Consider the following 14,581-nt stretch of genomic DNA (forward strand, 5'->3'; position numbering starts at 1 on the left):
CCCGTCAGGCCAGACGGCCGATCATGTCAGGACGGAAACCGGCCCAATGCGATTCACCCGCCACGACGACCGGCGCCTGACGATAGCCCAGCGAGGTGACCCGCTCCATCGCATCGGCATCTTCGGTCAGGTCGATGAGGCTGTAGACGATGCCCTTGGCATCCAGCGCGCGGGTGGTCGCGGTGCATTGAACGCAGGCGGGTTTGGAATAGACGGTGATGGTCATCGGCTCGGTCCCTCGGTTTATTGCGGGAACGGGTCCGGGTCCGGGCGAAGGCTGTTGCCCGGGACCCCGCCCCCATGCCCGCCGCATGGTTTCGGTCTTTCAGTGTCAGGGCCGGTCTCCTGGCTTGCGGGTCGATGCGCGACTGGCCTTCCCGGGCTTTCGCCCAGTGGTTTTCCAGCGTTGCTAACCGCCTACAGTTGCGGGGGCAGCTCCGGCATCGGATCAGGATCCGCACCGGATTCCCATTTCACCCCCGGGCTGCCCCGGAGGAACCATGACACCAGCATTGGTGGATTGTTGGCGGGGTATTGTCAATATGTGGTGGGCATAGATCGTCTCGAAACCGTGACCGCCTTGCACGGCGGTCACGGTCACAGGGCCGCGAAACGGTCGCCCGGGGGCTGCGTCATTTCAGGGTTTTCTCGAAATACACACGGTCAAACCCCGCCTCATGGCGGCGGTCCGTCTGCCGATATCCCAGCCGGGGATAGAGCAGCAGATTGCCGGTCATCTTCGCATTGGTATAAAGCCGCACCGCGCAGAGGCCGGATTTCTGCGCGCGATCCTCGCAAAAGCGAATCAGCGCGCCGCCGATCCCGCGCCCCGCCGCCCGGGGCAGCACCGCGACGCTGTCCAGCAGCATTCCGTCCCCCTCGGGCCAAAAGAGGATGAAGCCGGTCAGATCGCCCGCCGCGTCCGTGGCGACATAGGCCTGACCGGCCGCGATGCGGGCGGTGAAATCCTCGGTCATCGGCGCGGGCGGCCGCCCGATCAGGGGAATATAGGGCGCGAATGCCGCCACCGCGCAGGCGCGGATCGCGGGTTCATCGCCTGCCACGGCCTGCCGGATCATCCGCTTCCCCCGTTCCAGTTCCGCCCGTCGCCGCAGCGCGTGCAACCGGCTGCGCGCCCTCAGACCTCGACCGCGACCTTGCCCAAGGGCTGCGAACAGCAGGCAAGGATATAGCCCTCGGCCACGTCCTCATCCGAGATGCCGCCATTATGGACCATATGCACCTCGCCCCCGGTCTTGCGGATCTTGCAGGTGCCGCACAGCCCGAAGGTGCAGCCCGAGGGGATATTCAGCCCCGAGCGTCGCGCGACGGCAAGGATCGTTTCGGTTTCCATACAGGCGGTGGTAACGCCCGAGGCGCTGAAGGTGACCGAGGCGGCGGCTTCGGCATCGGGCGCGATATCGTCGATCACCGGGGCCTCGGCCTCGGTCCGCACCGGCGCGCCGAAGCTTTCCTGATGGTAATGCTCCATGTCATAGCCCAGCGAGACCAGCATCTCGCGTACCGCCTGCATGAAGGGTTCCGGACCGCAGCAGAACACCTCGCGTTCCAGATAGTCGGGGGCCATCAGCCCCAGCATGATCTGGCTCAGCCGGCCCTGATAGCCGTGCCATGACTGAAAGGGGTCGGGCTCTTCGACCGTGAAGCGCAGTTTCAGCCCCGGAACCCGGTCGGCGAACTGCTCGATCCGTTTCTTCAGGATGATCTCGGAGGGGCGCCGCGCGGCATGGATGAAGGTGATGTCGGGCATGGTGCCCGAATCCCAGGCCCAGGTCGTCATCGACATCATCGGCGTGATGCCCGACCCGGCCGAGATGAACAGGTATTTCGCCGAAGGATGCCGGTGCGAACTGAAGATCCCCGAAGGGCCGAAGGCCCGGATCCGCATACCCGGTTTCAGATGATCCAGCATCCAGCGTGTGCCGATACTGTCGGCCTGCGCCTTGACCGTGACTGAAATCGACAGGGGGCGAGAGGGGCTGGACGAAATCGTATAGGTGCGCTGCACATTGCCCGTCGCGCCGCGATGCGGTGCAACGGGCAGGTCCAGCGTCACGAATTGCCCCGGCTGATAGTCGAACCACGCGCCCGAGGGCGCGCGGAAGGTGAAGGTCGCGCAATCGGCAGTTTCCGGCACGACCATGGCGCATTCCAGGTCTTCACTGTCCTGCCAGGGTTGCGCCGACCAGTTGTTCATGCGGGCGGTCATCGCGCTATTCCGCTGCCAGCGCGGGTTGCGGCGCAAGGCGGCGCTGCATCGTGTCGCAATACCAGTCGATGAACTGGATCACGCCCTCTTCCTGCAGCGGCGAGTAGGGGCCGGGTTCATAGGCCGGGGACCGGATGCCGATCTGGTTTTCCTCGACCACCTGACGATCTTCGTCATTGGTGGTCAGCCAGACCTCGGTCAGGCGGTTCAGGTCGTAATCCACCCCCTCGACCGCGTCCTTGTGAACCAGCCATGTCGTGCGCACCTCGGTTTCCGTCGCGCTGATCGGCAGGATGCGGAAGGTGATCGCGTGATCAGCCAGAAAATGGTTCCAGGTGTTGGGATAGTGATACATCAACAGGCTGCCCGCATCGTCAAAGGGCATCTTACCCATGCGGCGGGCCACGGCGGCGCGGCTGTCCATCGTGTAGCTTTCGGCATTGTTCAGCAGCGGGATCCGCGCCAGCCGCCACTGGAAATCCGGCGCATTGACGAAACGCGAGGGCAGGCCTGCCGCCTCACAGCGCTGCCAATGGGCAAGGATCTCGGGGCTGGCGGAATCGGGGCCATCCATCGCGGCGAATTTCGGATTGTCCGAGAAGGTCCGGCACAGCGAGGGGTGCGCGCCGCCGCAGTGATAGCATTCGCGGTTGTTCTCCATCACCAGTTTCCAGTTGCCCTTCTCGATGATGGTCGAGGTGAAGGCCACTTTCGCCTCGGCCAGTTCCGAAGGTGCAAGGAAGGGTGCGGCGGTGCGGGCCAGATCGGCAATCGGGGGCGGCACATCGGCAAGGCAGATATAGACTAGCCCGCCCAGATCGACGCAATGCACCTTTTTCAGCCCATGCGCCGAGGCGTCGAAATCGGGGCCCATGTCACGCGCCCAGACCAGTTTTCCGTCAAGATCATAGGTCCATTGGTGATAGGGGCAGACCAGTTTCGGCGCCGATCCGGTCGCCTTGGCGCACAGCCGCTGGCCGCGATGGCGGCAGACATTGTGAAAGGCGCGGATCCGCCCGTCACTGCCGCGCACCACGATCACCGGATAATCCCCGATCTGCAGCGTGGCAAAGGCGCCCTGTTTCGGCAATTCGCAGGCGGGCACGGCAAACAGCCATTCCTTCAGCCAGATCGCATCAAGATCAGCCTGAAGTGTGGCGTGATCGCAGTAAAGGTCCCGGGTCAGCGCATGGCCCGGCCTGCGGTTCTGGAACTGGTCGCGGATTTCGTTCTGGCTCAGCATTCTGACCTCGCTTTGCCCATGCCTCCCCGCATGGGCGACTGGTGGGGTGCGGTGGTCGGGGGGCCCTGCGCAACCGGGGATGGCCCCAACCCGCAAGACCGCCCGCCTGCCGCGGTTCGGCTCGTCCTGCAGGGCTGGTTTCCGGGCTCAGGGGCGGGCCATTGCGGCCCCGGTCCGACACCTTCCCGGGGGCGGACCCCCAGTGGTTCCTGTCGGGCCGCAATCCCTTTACCGTTGCGGGGGCAGCGCCGGTCTTGCACCGGCTTCCCAATTCTCCGCTGTCACCAGCGGCACCTTGCAGGGGCAAGCTATGCCAAGGCTCTCGCGCATCGCGCGAGAATGCCGACCTGACAGGATTGATTTGCGACCTGCCCGATAATGGCCGGGACGGGTTGCCCGGCCCGGGGCCAGTCAGGTTCTGGTCAGGTTCCGGTCCGGGCCTTGGGCGGCGTCGCGCGGGCCTTTTCCGCCGCTGCCGCCGCCTTGGCCTGCGCGGCGGTTTCCTGTGCTTCGCGGTCCTCGTCGAATTCCGGCAATCCGTCGCGCGAAATCAGGATCGCGACCGGCCTTGCGGCGGGGATATGGGTGCAGACGATCATCGTGGCCACAAGGACCGGCACCGCCAGAAAGGCACCGGGCACGCCCCAGACCAGGCTCCAGAATGCCAGCGAGATGATGATCCCGAAGGCCGAGATGCGCAGCGTCCGGCCCATCAGCATCGGGTCGATCACCGATCCCAGCAGGAATTGGGTGGAGGAGACCAGCACCAGCAGCAGCAGCGCAAAACCGGGTTCGGGCACCTGTAGATAGCCGACCAGCACCACGATCAGCGTCGCGATGATCGACCCGATTGAGGGGATATAGTTCAGAACAAAGGTCAGGATCGCCATGGAGACTGCGAATTCCAGCCCGAAACCCATCATGATCGCATAGACCGCCAGCCCGGTCACCGTGCTGACACCGGTCTTCACCACCAGATAGCGGTTCACCCGGCGGATGATCGAATTGATGATCAGCCGCACCCGCTGCGCGCTGACCGGGTCGCCCATCAGCTTTTCCAGCTTGGTGTTGAACCACAGCCGTTCGCCGAACAGGAAGCCCACGAACAGGATCACCAGTGTCGTGGCCGACAGCAGGTTGCCCGCCTGCCCGGCAGCGGCGCGCAGATAGCCCGACAGATCGACCGACCGGATCGAGGCCGCGACCGCCGCCTCGGTATCCGGGCCCATATAGGCGAACAGCCCGGCAATGGCCGAGATTGCCTGATCGGTAAAGGCAACGGCGTTGGTGACGACGGTATTGACCTGCGACAGGATGAACCCCGCCAGCGTCAGCAGGAAAGCCGCGATCAGCGCGAAGGCCACAAGCGAGGCCAGCCAGTTGGTGATCCGCCATGACCCGATCCGCAGGCGGGAGATCGAGCCGATCACATCGGTGGTCAGCGAGAACAGCATGATCGCGAAAATCAGCGAGGTCAGGATGAAGCGGGCCTGTACCAGAACGACCAGAATCACGCCAAAGGCGATGATCCCCAGAAACCATGTCTGCAGGCTGTAGCGGCCTCGGGCCAGCGGACGCAGTGGCGTCGGACCTGAAATCACCGGACGGCCCGACGCGGCAGGCTGGACGGCAGCGCCCGCGGGGCGGCCTCCGGGCAGGGTCTCTGACGTTTCAGTATCCAAGCGCATCACTCCGGCCAGCATAATCGGTCTACATACAATTGGCCACCTGACGGGCAGGCGCAACTGGTCTGAACGGTCTTGCCACCGACAATCGGGCAAAGACCGGCGGGCAAGGCGGATCAGAGGACATCGGAAGGGCTCCTTGCCAGAGGGGGAAGGGCCGCCGCGACCCGGCAGGGCCGCAGCGGCGTGCGTCGCGTTCAGGCGGCGGGCATCGCGACCGGGCGGTGATGCGCGGCCATCCAGACCAGCAGCGGCCCGGCCACGAACAGCGATGAGGCCGTGGCGATCACCACGCCCGCGATCATCGGCCATGCAAAGCCAGCAACCGCCGGCCCGCCCCAGAGTGCCATCGGGATCAGCGCGGCAAGGGTCGTGCCCGAGGTGAAGATGCAGCGTGCCAGAACCTGATTGAGACTGCGATCGACCACGGCGGCAAAACCCGCCTTCTGCACCCGCATCAGGTTTTCGCGCACCCGGTCGAAGACCACGACCTTGTCATTGACCGAATAGCCGATCAGCGTCAGCAGCGCGACAATGGTGGTCAGGTTCACCTCCCATCCTACCAGCGCGATGACGCCCAGCGTCTTGGTCACGTCCAGTGCCAGCACAAGGATCGCGGAAACCGCGAAATGCCATTCGAATCGCAGCCAGATATAGACCAGCATCGCCAGCACCGCCGCCGACAGGGCCAGCGCCCCGGTCCAGGCCAGTTCACCGCTGATCGTGGGGCCGACCAGTTCTATCTGGTCAAAGCTGACATCGGGAACCACGCTGCGGATCGTGGTTTCCAGGGCCGCCACCGTGGCCTGTGTCGCATCCCCCTGCAGCCGCAGCAGCACCTCGGTCGGCGCGCCGAAGGTCTGCAGGGCGGCATCACCGAAGCCCGCAACAGCCGCGCGCAATCCGGCCAGCGGTATCGGGTCTGCGGATCCCAGCACCATCTGCACGCCACCGGTGAAGTCGATCCCCCAATGCGGACCGGGCCAGACAAGCGCCGCAAGCGCCAGTGTCGACAGGATCGCAGACCCCGCCAGCGCCAGCGCGCCATGGCGCAGGAAGGACAGGTTGCCCGGTTCCGGCACCCGCCCGATCAGCGGCGGCAGGGCCAGCACCTTCATGCGGCGGTGCCGCGCCCAGCCCTCCATCACGATCCGCATCAGGGTGATCGCCGTGAACATCGAGATCAGGATGCCCAGTGTCATCGTCACCGCAAAACCCCGGATTGCGCCTGCGCCCAGCATGAACAGCAGGCCCATGGCCAGCAGCGTGGTGACATTGGCATCCAGAATCGTGCCCCAGGCGCGGTCATAGCCAAGCGCCAGCGCCTTCATCGCGCCCGCACCTCTGGCGGTTTCCTCTCGGATGCGGCTGAAGATCAGCACATTCGCATCCACCGCGATTCCCAGACACAGGATGATCCCGGCAATGCCCGGCAGGGTCAGCGTCGCGCCGATCATCCCCAGTGCCGCCAGTGTCAGGGCCACGTTCAGCCCCAGAATGGCTGAGGCGATGAGACCCCACATGCCGTAAAGCCCGACCATGATCACCACGACCAGCCCCAGCCCGGCGAGACCTGCAACCAGCCCCGCCCGGATCGAATCGGCCCCCAGCGAGGCGCCGACCGTGCGTTCCTCGATCACCTCCAGTGAGGCGGGAAGCGACCCGGAATTCAGAAGGACGGCCAGCGTGCCGGTTTCCTCGGCCGTGAAGCGGCCGGTGATCTGACCTGTTCCGCCCTGAATCGGCTGCTGGATCACCGGCGCGGTCAGCACCTGATCGTCCAGCACGATCGCGAACTGACGCCCGACATTGTCGGTGGTGATCCGCCCGAACTCCATCGCCCCCGCCGCATCGAAGCGGAAGGACACGACCGGTTGCCCGGTCTGCGGATCAAAGGCCGCCGAGGCCGAAACCAGATGCGTGCCCGACAGCACCTCTCGTTCCGTCACCGCAATCTGGCCGCCATCGCGGGCGGGCAGCATCCGGTAACCGGGGCGGGCGGTTGCGGCCCCCTCATCAACCATGTGGAAATTCATCTGGGCGGTAGAGCCCAGCAAGTCGCGCAACCGGCCCGGATCCTCGACCCCGGGAAGCTGCACAAGGATCCGGTCGCCGCCGACGCGGCTGATCTGTGGCTCGGCGACGCCGACCTGATCAATGCGGTGGCGGATCACCTCAAGGCTGCGGGCGGCGGCATCGGTTGCGCGGCTGTCCAGCGCGGTGGCGCTGACCTCCAGCCGGATCCGGCCCGCCTCTGTTGCGACGGTGAAACGGGGCGGGTCGGTCGGGGCCAGCCCCTCGGTCGCATACGCCCGCAGGGCGGCGCTGACCGCATCGGTGGCGGGCAGGGTGACCGCAGCTTCGCTGATGCGGACCTGACGCGGATCGCCGCCCGCCTCCTCCAGCACAAGGCGGGCGGTATCAGCAGCCTCGCGCAGCGCATGGTCGGCCAGCGCCGCGCGGTCCACCGCCAGCAGCAGATGCGCGCCGCCCTGCAGGTCAAGCCCTAGTGAGACGGTGTTGGAGGACAGGAAAGCGGGCAGGTGCGCCCGCTGGGATTCGGACAGGAAGTTCGGGATCGCAAGGGCGATTCCGGCGATCAGAAGCAGGGCATAGGTCGCAAGGACCCAGAAAGGTCTGCGCATGGGCATATCCTTGGTATCGGTGTCGGTTCAGGGCTGCGTCAGGACGCAACCACCGGAGGACCCCGTGCCGAAGGACGGCCCCGTCCGGGCAGGGCTGCCGGAACGGATTGGATGAAGGGAAGAAACAGACCCGCGCCCGGCTGGGAAGGCAGAACGGCCCTGCGCGCGGGCAGGGCGTCGTCACTTTGATCGGGCAGGGCGGCTGCGATCAGCCGATGGGCGACTGGCGCAAGCGCCGCCGTCTGCAGTCTTGCATCGCTGGCCGACTGACCGGCCGGGCCGGAAAAGGCATCCGCCGACGGCGTTGCACCGGACAGCGCCAGAACCAGTGTCAGGAACAGCGTTGCAAACAGCGACTGGAGCGGGCGGGTCGTCATGGGGCAAATCCTGACCGGAAGATCCCCGCAGCCGGACACCGGACGCCCCTGTCAGGGGTGCCTGTCATATCTGGCCCTTGCGGGCAGGGGGAACTGTCAGAACGCACCGCTGGCCTGTCGCAAAGGGTTGCAGAAAACCGCGTGGACCGGGGCAGCACCCGGTCCATGGTCAGATATAAGGCGCGGCCCGTGCCGATACAACGCGGATTGCCGGGCCGTGCGGCGGCCTAGCCCTGCGCCGACCAGACATAGGCGGCATAGGCCAGCATGAGCCCGACCCCCGCCACACGCCCGATCACCGGGCGCAGCAGCAAAAGCGCCGTCAGCAGCGCCGAGGCCGCGATCATCACCGGCAGGTCGAAGCTGGCGAAACGCGGGGCCACGGGGATCGGCGCAATCACGGCGGTCACGCCCAGAATGCCCAGCACGTTGAAGATGTTCGAGCCGACGATATTGCCGATGGCAATCTCGGATTGCCGCCGGATCGCCGCGATCAGTGACGTTGCCAGTTCCGGCAAGGAGGTGCCGATCGCCACGATGGTCAGGCCGATGAACGCCTCGGAAATGCCATAGCCGCGCGCGACATTGACCGCGCCATCAACCAGAAACCGCGCGCCCAGCATCAACGCAGCCAGCCCGACCGCTACCCAGAGGGCGGCCTGCCAGAGCGGCAGCATGGGGCTTGTATCCACCTCTCCCGTATCGGGGCCGGGCTGCATGTAGGCCCAGACCAGATAGCCGATCAGCCCGGCGATCAGCGCCGCCCCGGGCAGCGTGCCGACCTGTCCCATCCAGAACAGCGGCAGCAGTGCAAGGGCTGCCGCCATCATGACGGCAGTATCGCGGCGCAGCGTGCCGCCCATCACCCGGATCGGCCAGACCAGCGCCGAAAGCCCGACGATTAGCAGGATATTCCCGATATTCGAGCCGATGATATTGCCGATGGCAATATCGGGCACCCCGCGCAGCGCCGCATCGACCGAGACCAGCAGTTCCGGCGTCGAGGTGCCGAAGCCCACAACGGTCAGGCCGATCAGGAGCGGCGGGATTGCCAGTCTGCGGGCGATGCCGACCGCGCCGCGCACCAGCGCCTCGCCACCGAGGAACAGGCCGATCAGCCCGCCGAGAATGAAAATCCAGTCCAAGATCGTCTCCATGGTCAAAGGTTCAGAAAGGGGGGAGAAAGGTTCAGGGTGGGTCGGGTTCAGGGGCCGGTCCTGCGCCGCCAAAGCGTCCAGCGACGGCGCAGCCGGATGATCGCAGCCGAGACAGGGGGCCGCAACGGGGCAAGATCGACTGACAAAAGTAGCAGCCCCGCCGGGATCATCCAGAGGCCAAAGACCGGCAGGATGGCCAGCAGGCCGCCTGCGACAAGGGCCAGCCCCAGCGGCAGGCGGAAGATCGCGGCGGACCTGCCGCGCAGAAAGCCGAAAACCCCGCGCAGCCAGGGCATGCGGCTGGAAAACAGCGCAAACTGCCGCTCCATCCGCCGCAGATAGCGCTCCCGCGCCGCGCTTGCGGCCTGTCGCCGAAGATCAGAATGCGAAGCCGCTGCCGGCTCCGAAGTGGACCGGGCAAAGCGGGGCAGCAGGCGCGAAATCAGGGATGCCAGCGGCATTGTGACAGGTCCGGACAGGTCGGGCCGCCCCCGTCATCGCCCTGTGCGGCGGTCAGGGGGAAACCCGATGCGGTCCGACATCACAACACCATGTTGCCAGAGGGGCCCGGCCCGCAGGTGAAAGGTGGCGATGCGCCTGCAGGGATCAAGCCGGACCGGATGAATTATTTTTGCCGCCTTCCCCGCGCGGCCATCCTTGCCGGACAAGGCCCCCGCATCGCCCGCAACCCGGGCCCGGTTTGCCCGACTGCGCGCCGCAGCACATGGCATGCGGGCGACATCCGGGCAAATCATCGACCTCCTCGCGGAATTTCTTGACACAAAACTGTCACAATCGTTTGATCGGACCAATAGACCAGACCCGGGGGAGTGGGCATGTTCGGATTTTCACGCAAGGCGACCGTTCTGGCAGGGGCGATGGTGCTGGGGCTCGCGGCCCCGGTTTCCGCGCAGGACAAGGGGCAGGTCAATGTGGTCTGCGTTCTGGCGGAATGGTGCGACGCGATGCGCGCGCCCTTCGAGGCGGCGACCGGCTATCGCATGGAGTTTCTGAACCTGCGGTCCAATGAGGCGCTGGTGCGAATCCGCGCGGAAAGCTCCAACCCCACCTTCGACGCCTATTTCGCGGGCACGGGCGATCCGCATTTCGTCGCGGCGCGCGAAGGGTTGACCGAGTATCACGATTCGCCGCTGAAATCCGAACTGCTGCCTGACCTCGTATCGGCGGTCGACGGGGCCTATCTGCCGATCTACGCCAATCCCATCGCCTTCGCGGTCAATCCACAGGTTCTGGAACAGGCGGGCGCGCCGATGCCGGCCTCGTGGCGCGATCTGGCCAATCCGGCCTACAAGGGGTTGATGGGCATGGCCGACCCGAATTCCTCGGGCACGGCCTATGTGGTGATCGCGACGCTGGTGCAGTTGTTCGGCGAGGAGGAGGCTTTCGACCTTCTGGCCGCGATGCATCAGAACATGGCCAGCTATACCCGGTCGGGTTCGGGGGCGCTGGGGCCGGTCGGTCAGGGAGAACTGGGGATCGGCGTGATCTTCATGTCCTCGATCGTGCGCGAGATCCAGAACGGCTTTCCCATCGAGATCGTGCTGCCCGAGGAGGGCACGGGATATGAGATCAGCGGCGTCAGTCTGGTCAAGAACGGCCCCAATCCCGAAGGGGGCCGGGCCTTCATCGACTATGTGCTGAGCAAGGAAGCCCAGGATCTGGGAGAGCCGACCGGCAACCCCCAGCCCAAGGCGAATATGAACGCCACCCTGCCCGAAGGCGCGCCGGAAATGTCGAAGGTCAATATCATCGACTATGATTTCGTGACCTATGGCGACCCGGATCTTCAGTCGCGGCTGATCGGCCGCTGGACCAGCGAAATCTTCCCGGTGCCGCGCTGATCCTCGTGCAGAAACGGTGCATGTGCAGAAAACCGAAGCCGTGATGGCCGAAGCGCGGATCACCGCCTCGCCATGGTCGCGCCTGACGGCGGCCCCGGCCTGGGCCGGTCTGTCGCTGCTGGTCTGGGCCGTCCTGCCCTATACGCGGGAAGGGCGGCGCTTTCTGCCGCTGGATTACGCCTATCACGCCGTTGCCATGGGGCCGGGCGCGCATTGGCTGCTGGCGGTCGCGGCGCTGGCGGTCCTGCTGCTTTACCTTGCAGGCCCCGCCCTTGGTCTGGCGCCCCGGCGGCGCGGCGATCTGGCCTTTGTGACGGCGGGACTTGGGGCGCTGATCCCGGCGGCGGGGCTTCTTTACGCGGGCGTGCCCTTCGGCTGGGGGGCGATGCTGGGCATCCTTGGCATGGTCGTCGCGGCGGGGGCGGCGCTGTCGGATGGCGGGCGGGTGCGGGGCGATGCTTTCGTGGGGGCCAGCATCCTGCTGATGCTTCTGTTCGTGACGCTGTTCATCACCGTGCCGCTGGTCATGGTGATGCGCTCGGCGGTCTGGATCGACGGCACGTTCACGCTGGTGCAATTCGCCCGCACCTTTGCAAGTCCGCTTTTCCTGTTTGTCGACAACCCCTATACCGAGGTCGCCGAAGGGGCCCGGGTCGGGATGCTGGGCGGCATCGGCGCGGTTCTGGGGCTGGCCTCAGGCGTTCGCGTCTCGCGCCGCAGGACCGGGTTGCGCCGGGCGGGTGCGGTGCTGCTCTGGCTTCTGGGCGGGGCGATTGCGGGCTGGGCGCTGGGGATCATGATCTGGGGGCGCGGCGCGCTGCCCTCGACATTGCTGGTCGCGCTGATCGTGGCGCCCTCGGCGACGATGCTGGGCTTCGTGCTGGCGCTGCTGGGTCAGCGCACGCAAAGCCGTGCGGTGCGGGGTGTGCTGGGTGTGGCCTCGGTCCTGCCTTTCATCACCCCGCCTTTCGTCATCGGTTTCTCGATGATCTTCCTGTTCGGACGCCGGGGGCTTGTCACCTTCGACATTCTGGGCATTCCGCCCGCGATGAACCCGATTTACGGCATCGTCGGCGTGTCCTTCGCGCAGATCCTCGGGCTGGCGCCGGTGGCCTATCTCATCATCCGCGGCTCGCTCAACTCGCTCAACCCCGCGCTGGAAGAGGCGGCGACCACGCTGGGGTCAAGCCGCTGGCGGGTGTTCAGGGATATCACATGGCCCTTGGTGCGCCCCGGTATCGCGGCCTCACTGCTGCTGGCCTCGATCGAATCGATCTCGGATTTCGGCACGCCGCTGGTTCTGGGCGGGGACCGGAATTTCCTTGCGACCGAGGTGTTTCTGGCGCTGACAGGGCGCTATTCGCAGCCCGAGGCGGCGGTTTACGGCGTGGTGCTGCTGTCGCTGGTCGGGCTGATCTTCATCGGCAGCCGGATCATGCTGGGGGTCAAGGGCTTCACCACCGTCACGGGCAAGCCCGCCTCGGGTGCCTTCCTGCGTCTGCCCAAGGGGCTTGAGGCCGGGCTGACGGCGCTGGCGCTGGTCTGGTTCGGGCTGATCGCGGCCCTTTACCTTGCCATCTTCTACGGCTCCTTCGTGCGGATCTGGGGCATCAACAACACGCTGACCGTCCAGCATTACATCGACTTCTGGCAACAGGGCTGGCCGACGGTCTGGACCACGGTGAAACTGTCCTTCTACAGCGCGGTTCCGGCCATGATGATCGGCGGGCTGATCGCCTATCTGGTAACGCGGCACCGGTTCTACGGGCGCGGGTATCTGGAATTCGGATCGCTGCTGTCCTTCGCGACGCCCGGCACGGTGATGGGTCTGGCCTATATCCTGGCCTTCAACGATGGCGCGCTCCTGATGACCGGCACATCGGCGATCATCGTGCTGGCGCTGGTCTTTCGCAACATGCCGGTGGCGATCCGGGCCTCGATCTCGGGCCTGTCGCAGATCGACCGCAGTCTTGAGGAGGCTTCGGCCACGCTGAAGGCCGGGTCCGGGATCACCATGGTCAAGGTGCTGGCGCCGCTCTTGATTTATCCGCTGCTGGCGGGGCTGATCTTTGCCTTCGTCTCGGCGATGACAGCGGTCAGTCAGGTGATCTTCCTTGTCGGCGCGGGCAACAACCTTGCAACTGTCCTGCTGCTCAGCTGGGTCGAACAGGGCAGGCTGGGCCGCGCGGCGGCCATGGCAAGCGTGCTGATCCTCGGGCTGCTGGCGCTGATCCTGCTGTTGCTGGTGGTCTCGCGCCGGGTCGATGCCCGCAACCGCAAGAAAGGAAAACCCGCATGAGAATGGGCGAGGGAAATGCGCCTGCGGCCGTGGTCCTGCGGCGCGTGCTGAAAAGCTTCGGCACCGGGGCGCCCGCCGTCGACACGATCAACCTTGATATCGCGCCGGGGGAACTGGTCACGCTGCTGGGCCCGTCGGGTTGTGGCAAGACGACGACGCTGCGGATGATCGCCGGGCTGGAGGAGCCGACCGCAGGCAGCATCACCATCGGGGATGAGGATGTGACCCATCTTCCGGCGGAAAAGCGCGATGTGACGATGGTGTTCCAGTCCTATGCGCTGTTTCCGCATATGAATGTGTTCGAGAATGTCGCCTATGGGCTGAAGGTCGCCCGCCGCCCCCGCCCGGAAATCGCGGCCCGTGTGGCCGAGGCGCTGGATCTGGTCGGGTTGGGGGCCTATGCTGACCGGTCGGTGGATGCGCTGTCGGGCGGCCAGCAACAGCGCGTGGCCCTTGCCCGCGCGCTGGTGATGAAGCCGCGCGTGATCCTGTTCGATGAACCGCTGTCCAATCTTGATGCCAAGCTGCGCTTGCGGGTGCGGGCGGAAATCCGGGCATTGCAGCGCAGGCTTGGGCTGACGGCGGTCTATGTGACCCATGATCAGGAAGAGGCGCTGGCCATATCGGACCGGGTGGTGGTTATGAAATCGGGCCGGATCGAACAGATCGGCACCCCACGCGACCTTTACACCCGTCCCGCGACGCGGTTTGTCGCGGATTTCATCGGGTCGGCCAATATCCTGCCCGGAACCTGGGACGGGGCGCAGGTGTTTCTGGACGGTATCGGCTTTGCCCATGCGCAGGAGGACCTTGCGCCGGGGCCTGTTTCGGTCGTGCTGCGCCCTGAAAGCCTGCGGCCCGGGCCCAGCGGTCTGCCCGCGACGGTTGCGGCGATTTCCTTCCTCGGGGCCTCGACGCAGGTCGATCTGGAAACGGCGGCAGGGCCTGTTACGGCGCTGTTGCCCGATGCCGCCGCTGCAGGGCTAGAGACGGGGCAGCAGACGCGTCTCGATATCGCGGGCGGCGGGATGCATCTTCTGGCGGGGGGCGAGGATGCGCCGCAGGCTGCGCCGACCTGAAAGG

General features: G+C 65.9%; 12 protein-coding genes and 2 riboswitches. Of the genes, 3 read left to right on the forward strand and 9 right to left on the reverse strand.

The genetic code is table 11. From position 1 onward, the window contains the following. Positions 1-4 precede the first annotated feature (4 nt). From nrdH to JL811_RS06320, 9 genes are all read right to left on the reverse strand, one after another. The gene (nrdH, locus tag JL811_RS06280) at positions 5-226 is read right to left on the reverse strand and encodes a glutaredoxin-like protein NrdH (RefSeq protein WP_202687637.1); all 222 of its coding nucleotides are present in this window, start codon (positions 224-226) and stop codon (positions 5-7) included. 92 nt (positions 227-318) lie between these two features. Next, positions 319-518, reverse strand: a riboswitch (cobalamin riboswitch). A gap of 114 nt (positions 519-632) precedes the next feature. Continuing rightward, a complete protein-coding gene (locus tag JL811_RS06285; protein ID WP_202687638.1) occupies positions 633-1,079 on the reverse strand; it encodes a GNAT family N-acetyltransferase in 447 nt (148 codons plus the stop codon). Positions 1,080-1,138: 59 nt separating this feature from the next. Beyond that, positions 1,139-2,230 carry an FAD-binding oxidoreductase gene (locus tag JL811_RS06290; RefSeq protein ID WP_273542480.1) on the reverse strand — a complete coding sequence of 364 codons (1,092 nt, stop codon included), beginning with the start codon at positions 2,228-2,230 and terminating at the stop codon, positions 1,139-1,141. A 4-nt stretch (positions 2,231-2,234) separates the two neighbouring features. After that, entirely contained in the window at positions 2,235-3,473 is a 1,239-nt protein-coding gene (locus tag JL811_RS06295; RefSeq protein WP_202687639.1) for an aromatic ring-hydroxylating oxygenase subunit alpha, read from the reverse strand. A 115-nt stretch (positions 3,474-3,588) separates the two neighbouring features. Continuing rightward, a riboswitch (cobalamin riboswitch) is annotated at positions 3,589-3,786 on the reverse strand. 109 nt (positions 3,787-3,895) lie between these two features. Then, positions 3,896-5,161 carry an AI-2E family transporter gene (locus tag JL811_RS06300; RefSeq protein WP_202687640.1) on the reverse strand — a complete coding sequence of 422 codons (1,266 nt, stop codon included), beginning with the start codon at positions 5,159-5,161 and terminating at the stop codon, positions 3,896-3,898. Positions 5,162-5,355: 194 nt separating this feature from the next. Continuing rightward, a complete protein-coding gene (gene secD, locus JL811_RS06305; RefSeq protein ID WP_202687641.1) occupies positions 5,356-7,803 on the reverse strand; it encodes a protein translocase subunit SecD in 2,448 nt (815 codons plus the stop codon). A 38-nt stretch (positions 7,804-7,841) separates the two neighbouring features. Next, positions 7,842-8,180, reverse strand: coding sequence for a hypothetical protein (locus JL811_RS06310; RefSeq protein ID WP_202687642.1), 339 nt, complete (start codon positions 8,178-8,180; stop codon positions 7,842-7,844). A gap of 227 nt (positions 8,181-8,407) precedes the next feature. Continuing rightward, positions 8,408-9,337 (reverse strand): calcium/sodium antiporter, encoded by a 930-nt coding sequence (locus JL811_RS06315; RefSeq protein ID WP_420496765.1) that lies wholly within the window; start codon positions 9,335-9,337, stop codon positions 8,408-8,410. A 47-nt stretch (positions 9,338-9,384) separates the two neighbouring features. Continuing rightward, entirely contained in the window at positions 9,385-9,798 is a 414-nt protein-coding gene (locus tag JL811_RS06320) for a hypothetical protein (protein ID WP_202687643.1), read from the reverse strand. A 375-nt stretch (positions 9,799-10,173) separates the two neighbouring features. Here JL811_RS06320 and JL811_RS06325 point away from each other — a divergent pair, with 375 nt between their 5' ends. The 3 genes from JL811_RS06325 to JL811_RS06335 are packed head-to-tail and all read left to right on the forward strand — an operon-like array spanning position 10,174 to position 14,577. Further along, complete coding sequence (locus JL811_RS06325) at positions 10,174-11,199, forward strand: ABC transporter substrate-binding protein (protein WP_202687644.1); 1,026 nt, start codon at positions 10,174-10,176, stop codon at positions 11,197-11,199. 22 nt (positions 11,200-11,221) lie between these two features. After that, on the forward strand, positions 11,222-13,498 hold the full coding sequence (locus tag JL811_RS20250) for an ABC transporter permease subunit (RefSeq protein WP_202687645.1): 2,277 nt from the start codon (positions 11,222-11,224) through the stop codon (positions 13,496-13,498). Then, positions 13,495-14,577, forward strand: a complete 1,083-nt coding sequence (locus JL811_RS06335) for an ABC transporter ATP-binding protein (protein WP_237684830.1) — start codon at positions 13,495-13,497, stop codon at positions 14,575-14,577. Before JL811_RS20250 ends, JL811_RS06335 begins: the two co-directional genes overlap by 4 nt. Positions 14,578-14,581: the final 4 nt, after the last annotated feature.

The sequence above is a fragment of the Szabonella alba genome (assembly GCF_016765775.1).
In the GTDB taxonomy this organism is placed as follows: domain Bacteria; phylum Pseudomonadota; class Alphaproteobacteria; order Rhodobacterales; family Rhodobacteraceae; genus Szabonella; species Szabonella alba.

Coding starts and splice junctions, on each gene's coding strand:
- JL811_RS06310 (WP_202687642.1), bottom strand. CDS start 8,180: ATGACGACCCGCCCGCTCCAGTCGCTGTTTGCAACGCTGTTCCTGACA.
- JL811_RS06325 (WP_202687644.1), top strand. CDS start 10,174: ATGTTCGGATTTTCACGCAAGGCGACCGTTCTGGCAGGGGCGATGGTG.
- nrdH (WP_202687637.1), bottom strand. CDS start 226: ATGACCATCACCGTCTATTCCAAACCCGCCTGCGTTCAATGCACCGCG.
- JL811_RS06295 (WP_202687639.1), bottom strand. CDS start 3,473: ATGCTGAGCCAGAACGAAATCCGCGACCAGTTCCAGAACCGCAGGCCG.
- JL811_RS06320 (WP_202687643.1), bottom strand. CDS start 9,798: ATGCCGCTGGCATCCCTGATTTCGCGCCTGCTGCCCCGCTTTGCCCGG.
- JL811_RS06335 (WP_237684830.1), top strand. CDS start 13,495: ATGAGAATGGGCGAGGGAAATGCGCCTGCGGCCGTGGTCCTGCGGCGC.
- secD (WP_202687641.1), bottom strand. CDS start 7,803: ATGCGCAGACCTTTCTGGGTCCTTGCGACCTATGCCCTGCTTCTGATC.
- JL811_RS06285 (WP_202687638.1), bottom strand. CDS start 1,079: ATGATCCGGCAGGCCGTGGCAGGCGATGAACCCGCGATCCGCGCCTGC.
- JL811_RS06315 (WP_420496765.1), bottom strand. CDS start 9,337: ATGGAGACGATCTTGGACTGGATTTTCATTCTCGGCGGGCTGATCGGC.
- JL811_RS06290 (WP_273542480.1), bottom strand. CDS start 2,230: ATGACCGCCCGCATGAACAACTGGTCGGCGCAACCCTGGCAGGACAGT.
- JL811_RS06300 (WP_202687640.1), bottom strand. CDS start 5,161: ATGCGCTTGGATACTGAAACGTCAGAGACCCTGCCCGGAGGCCGCCCC.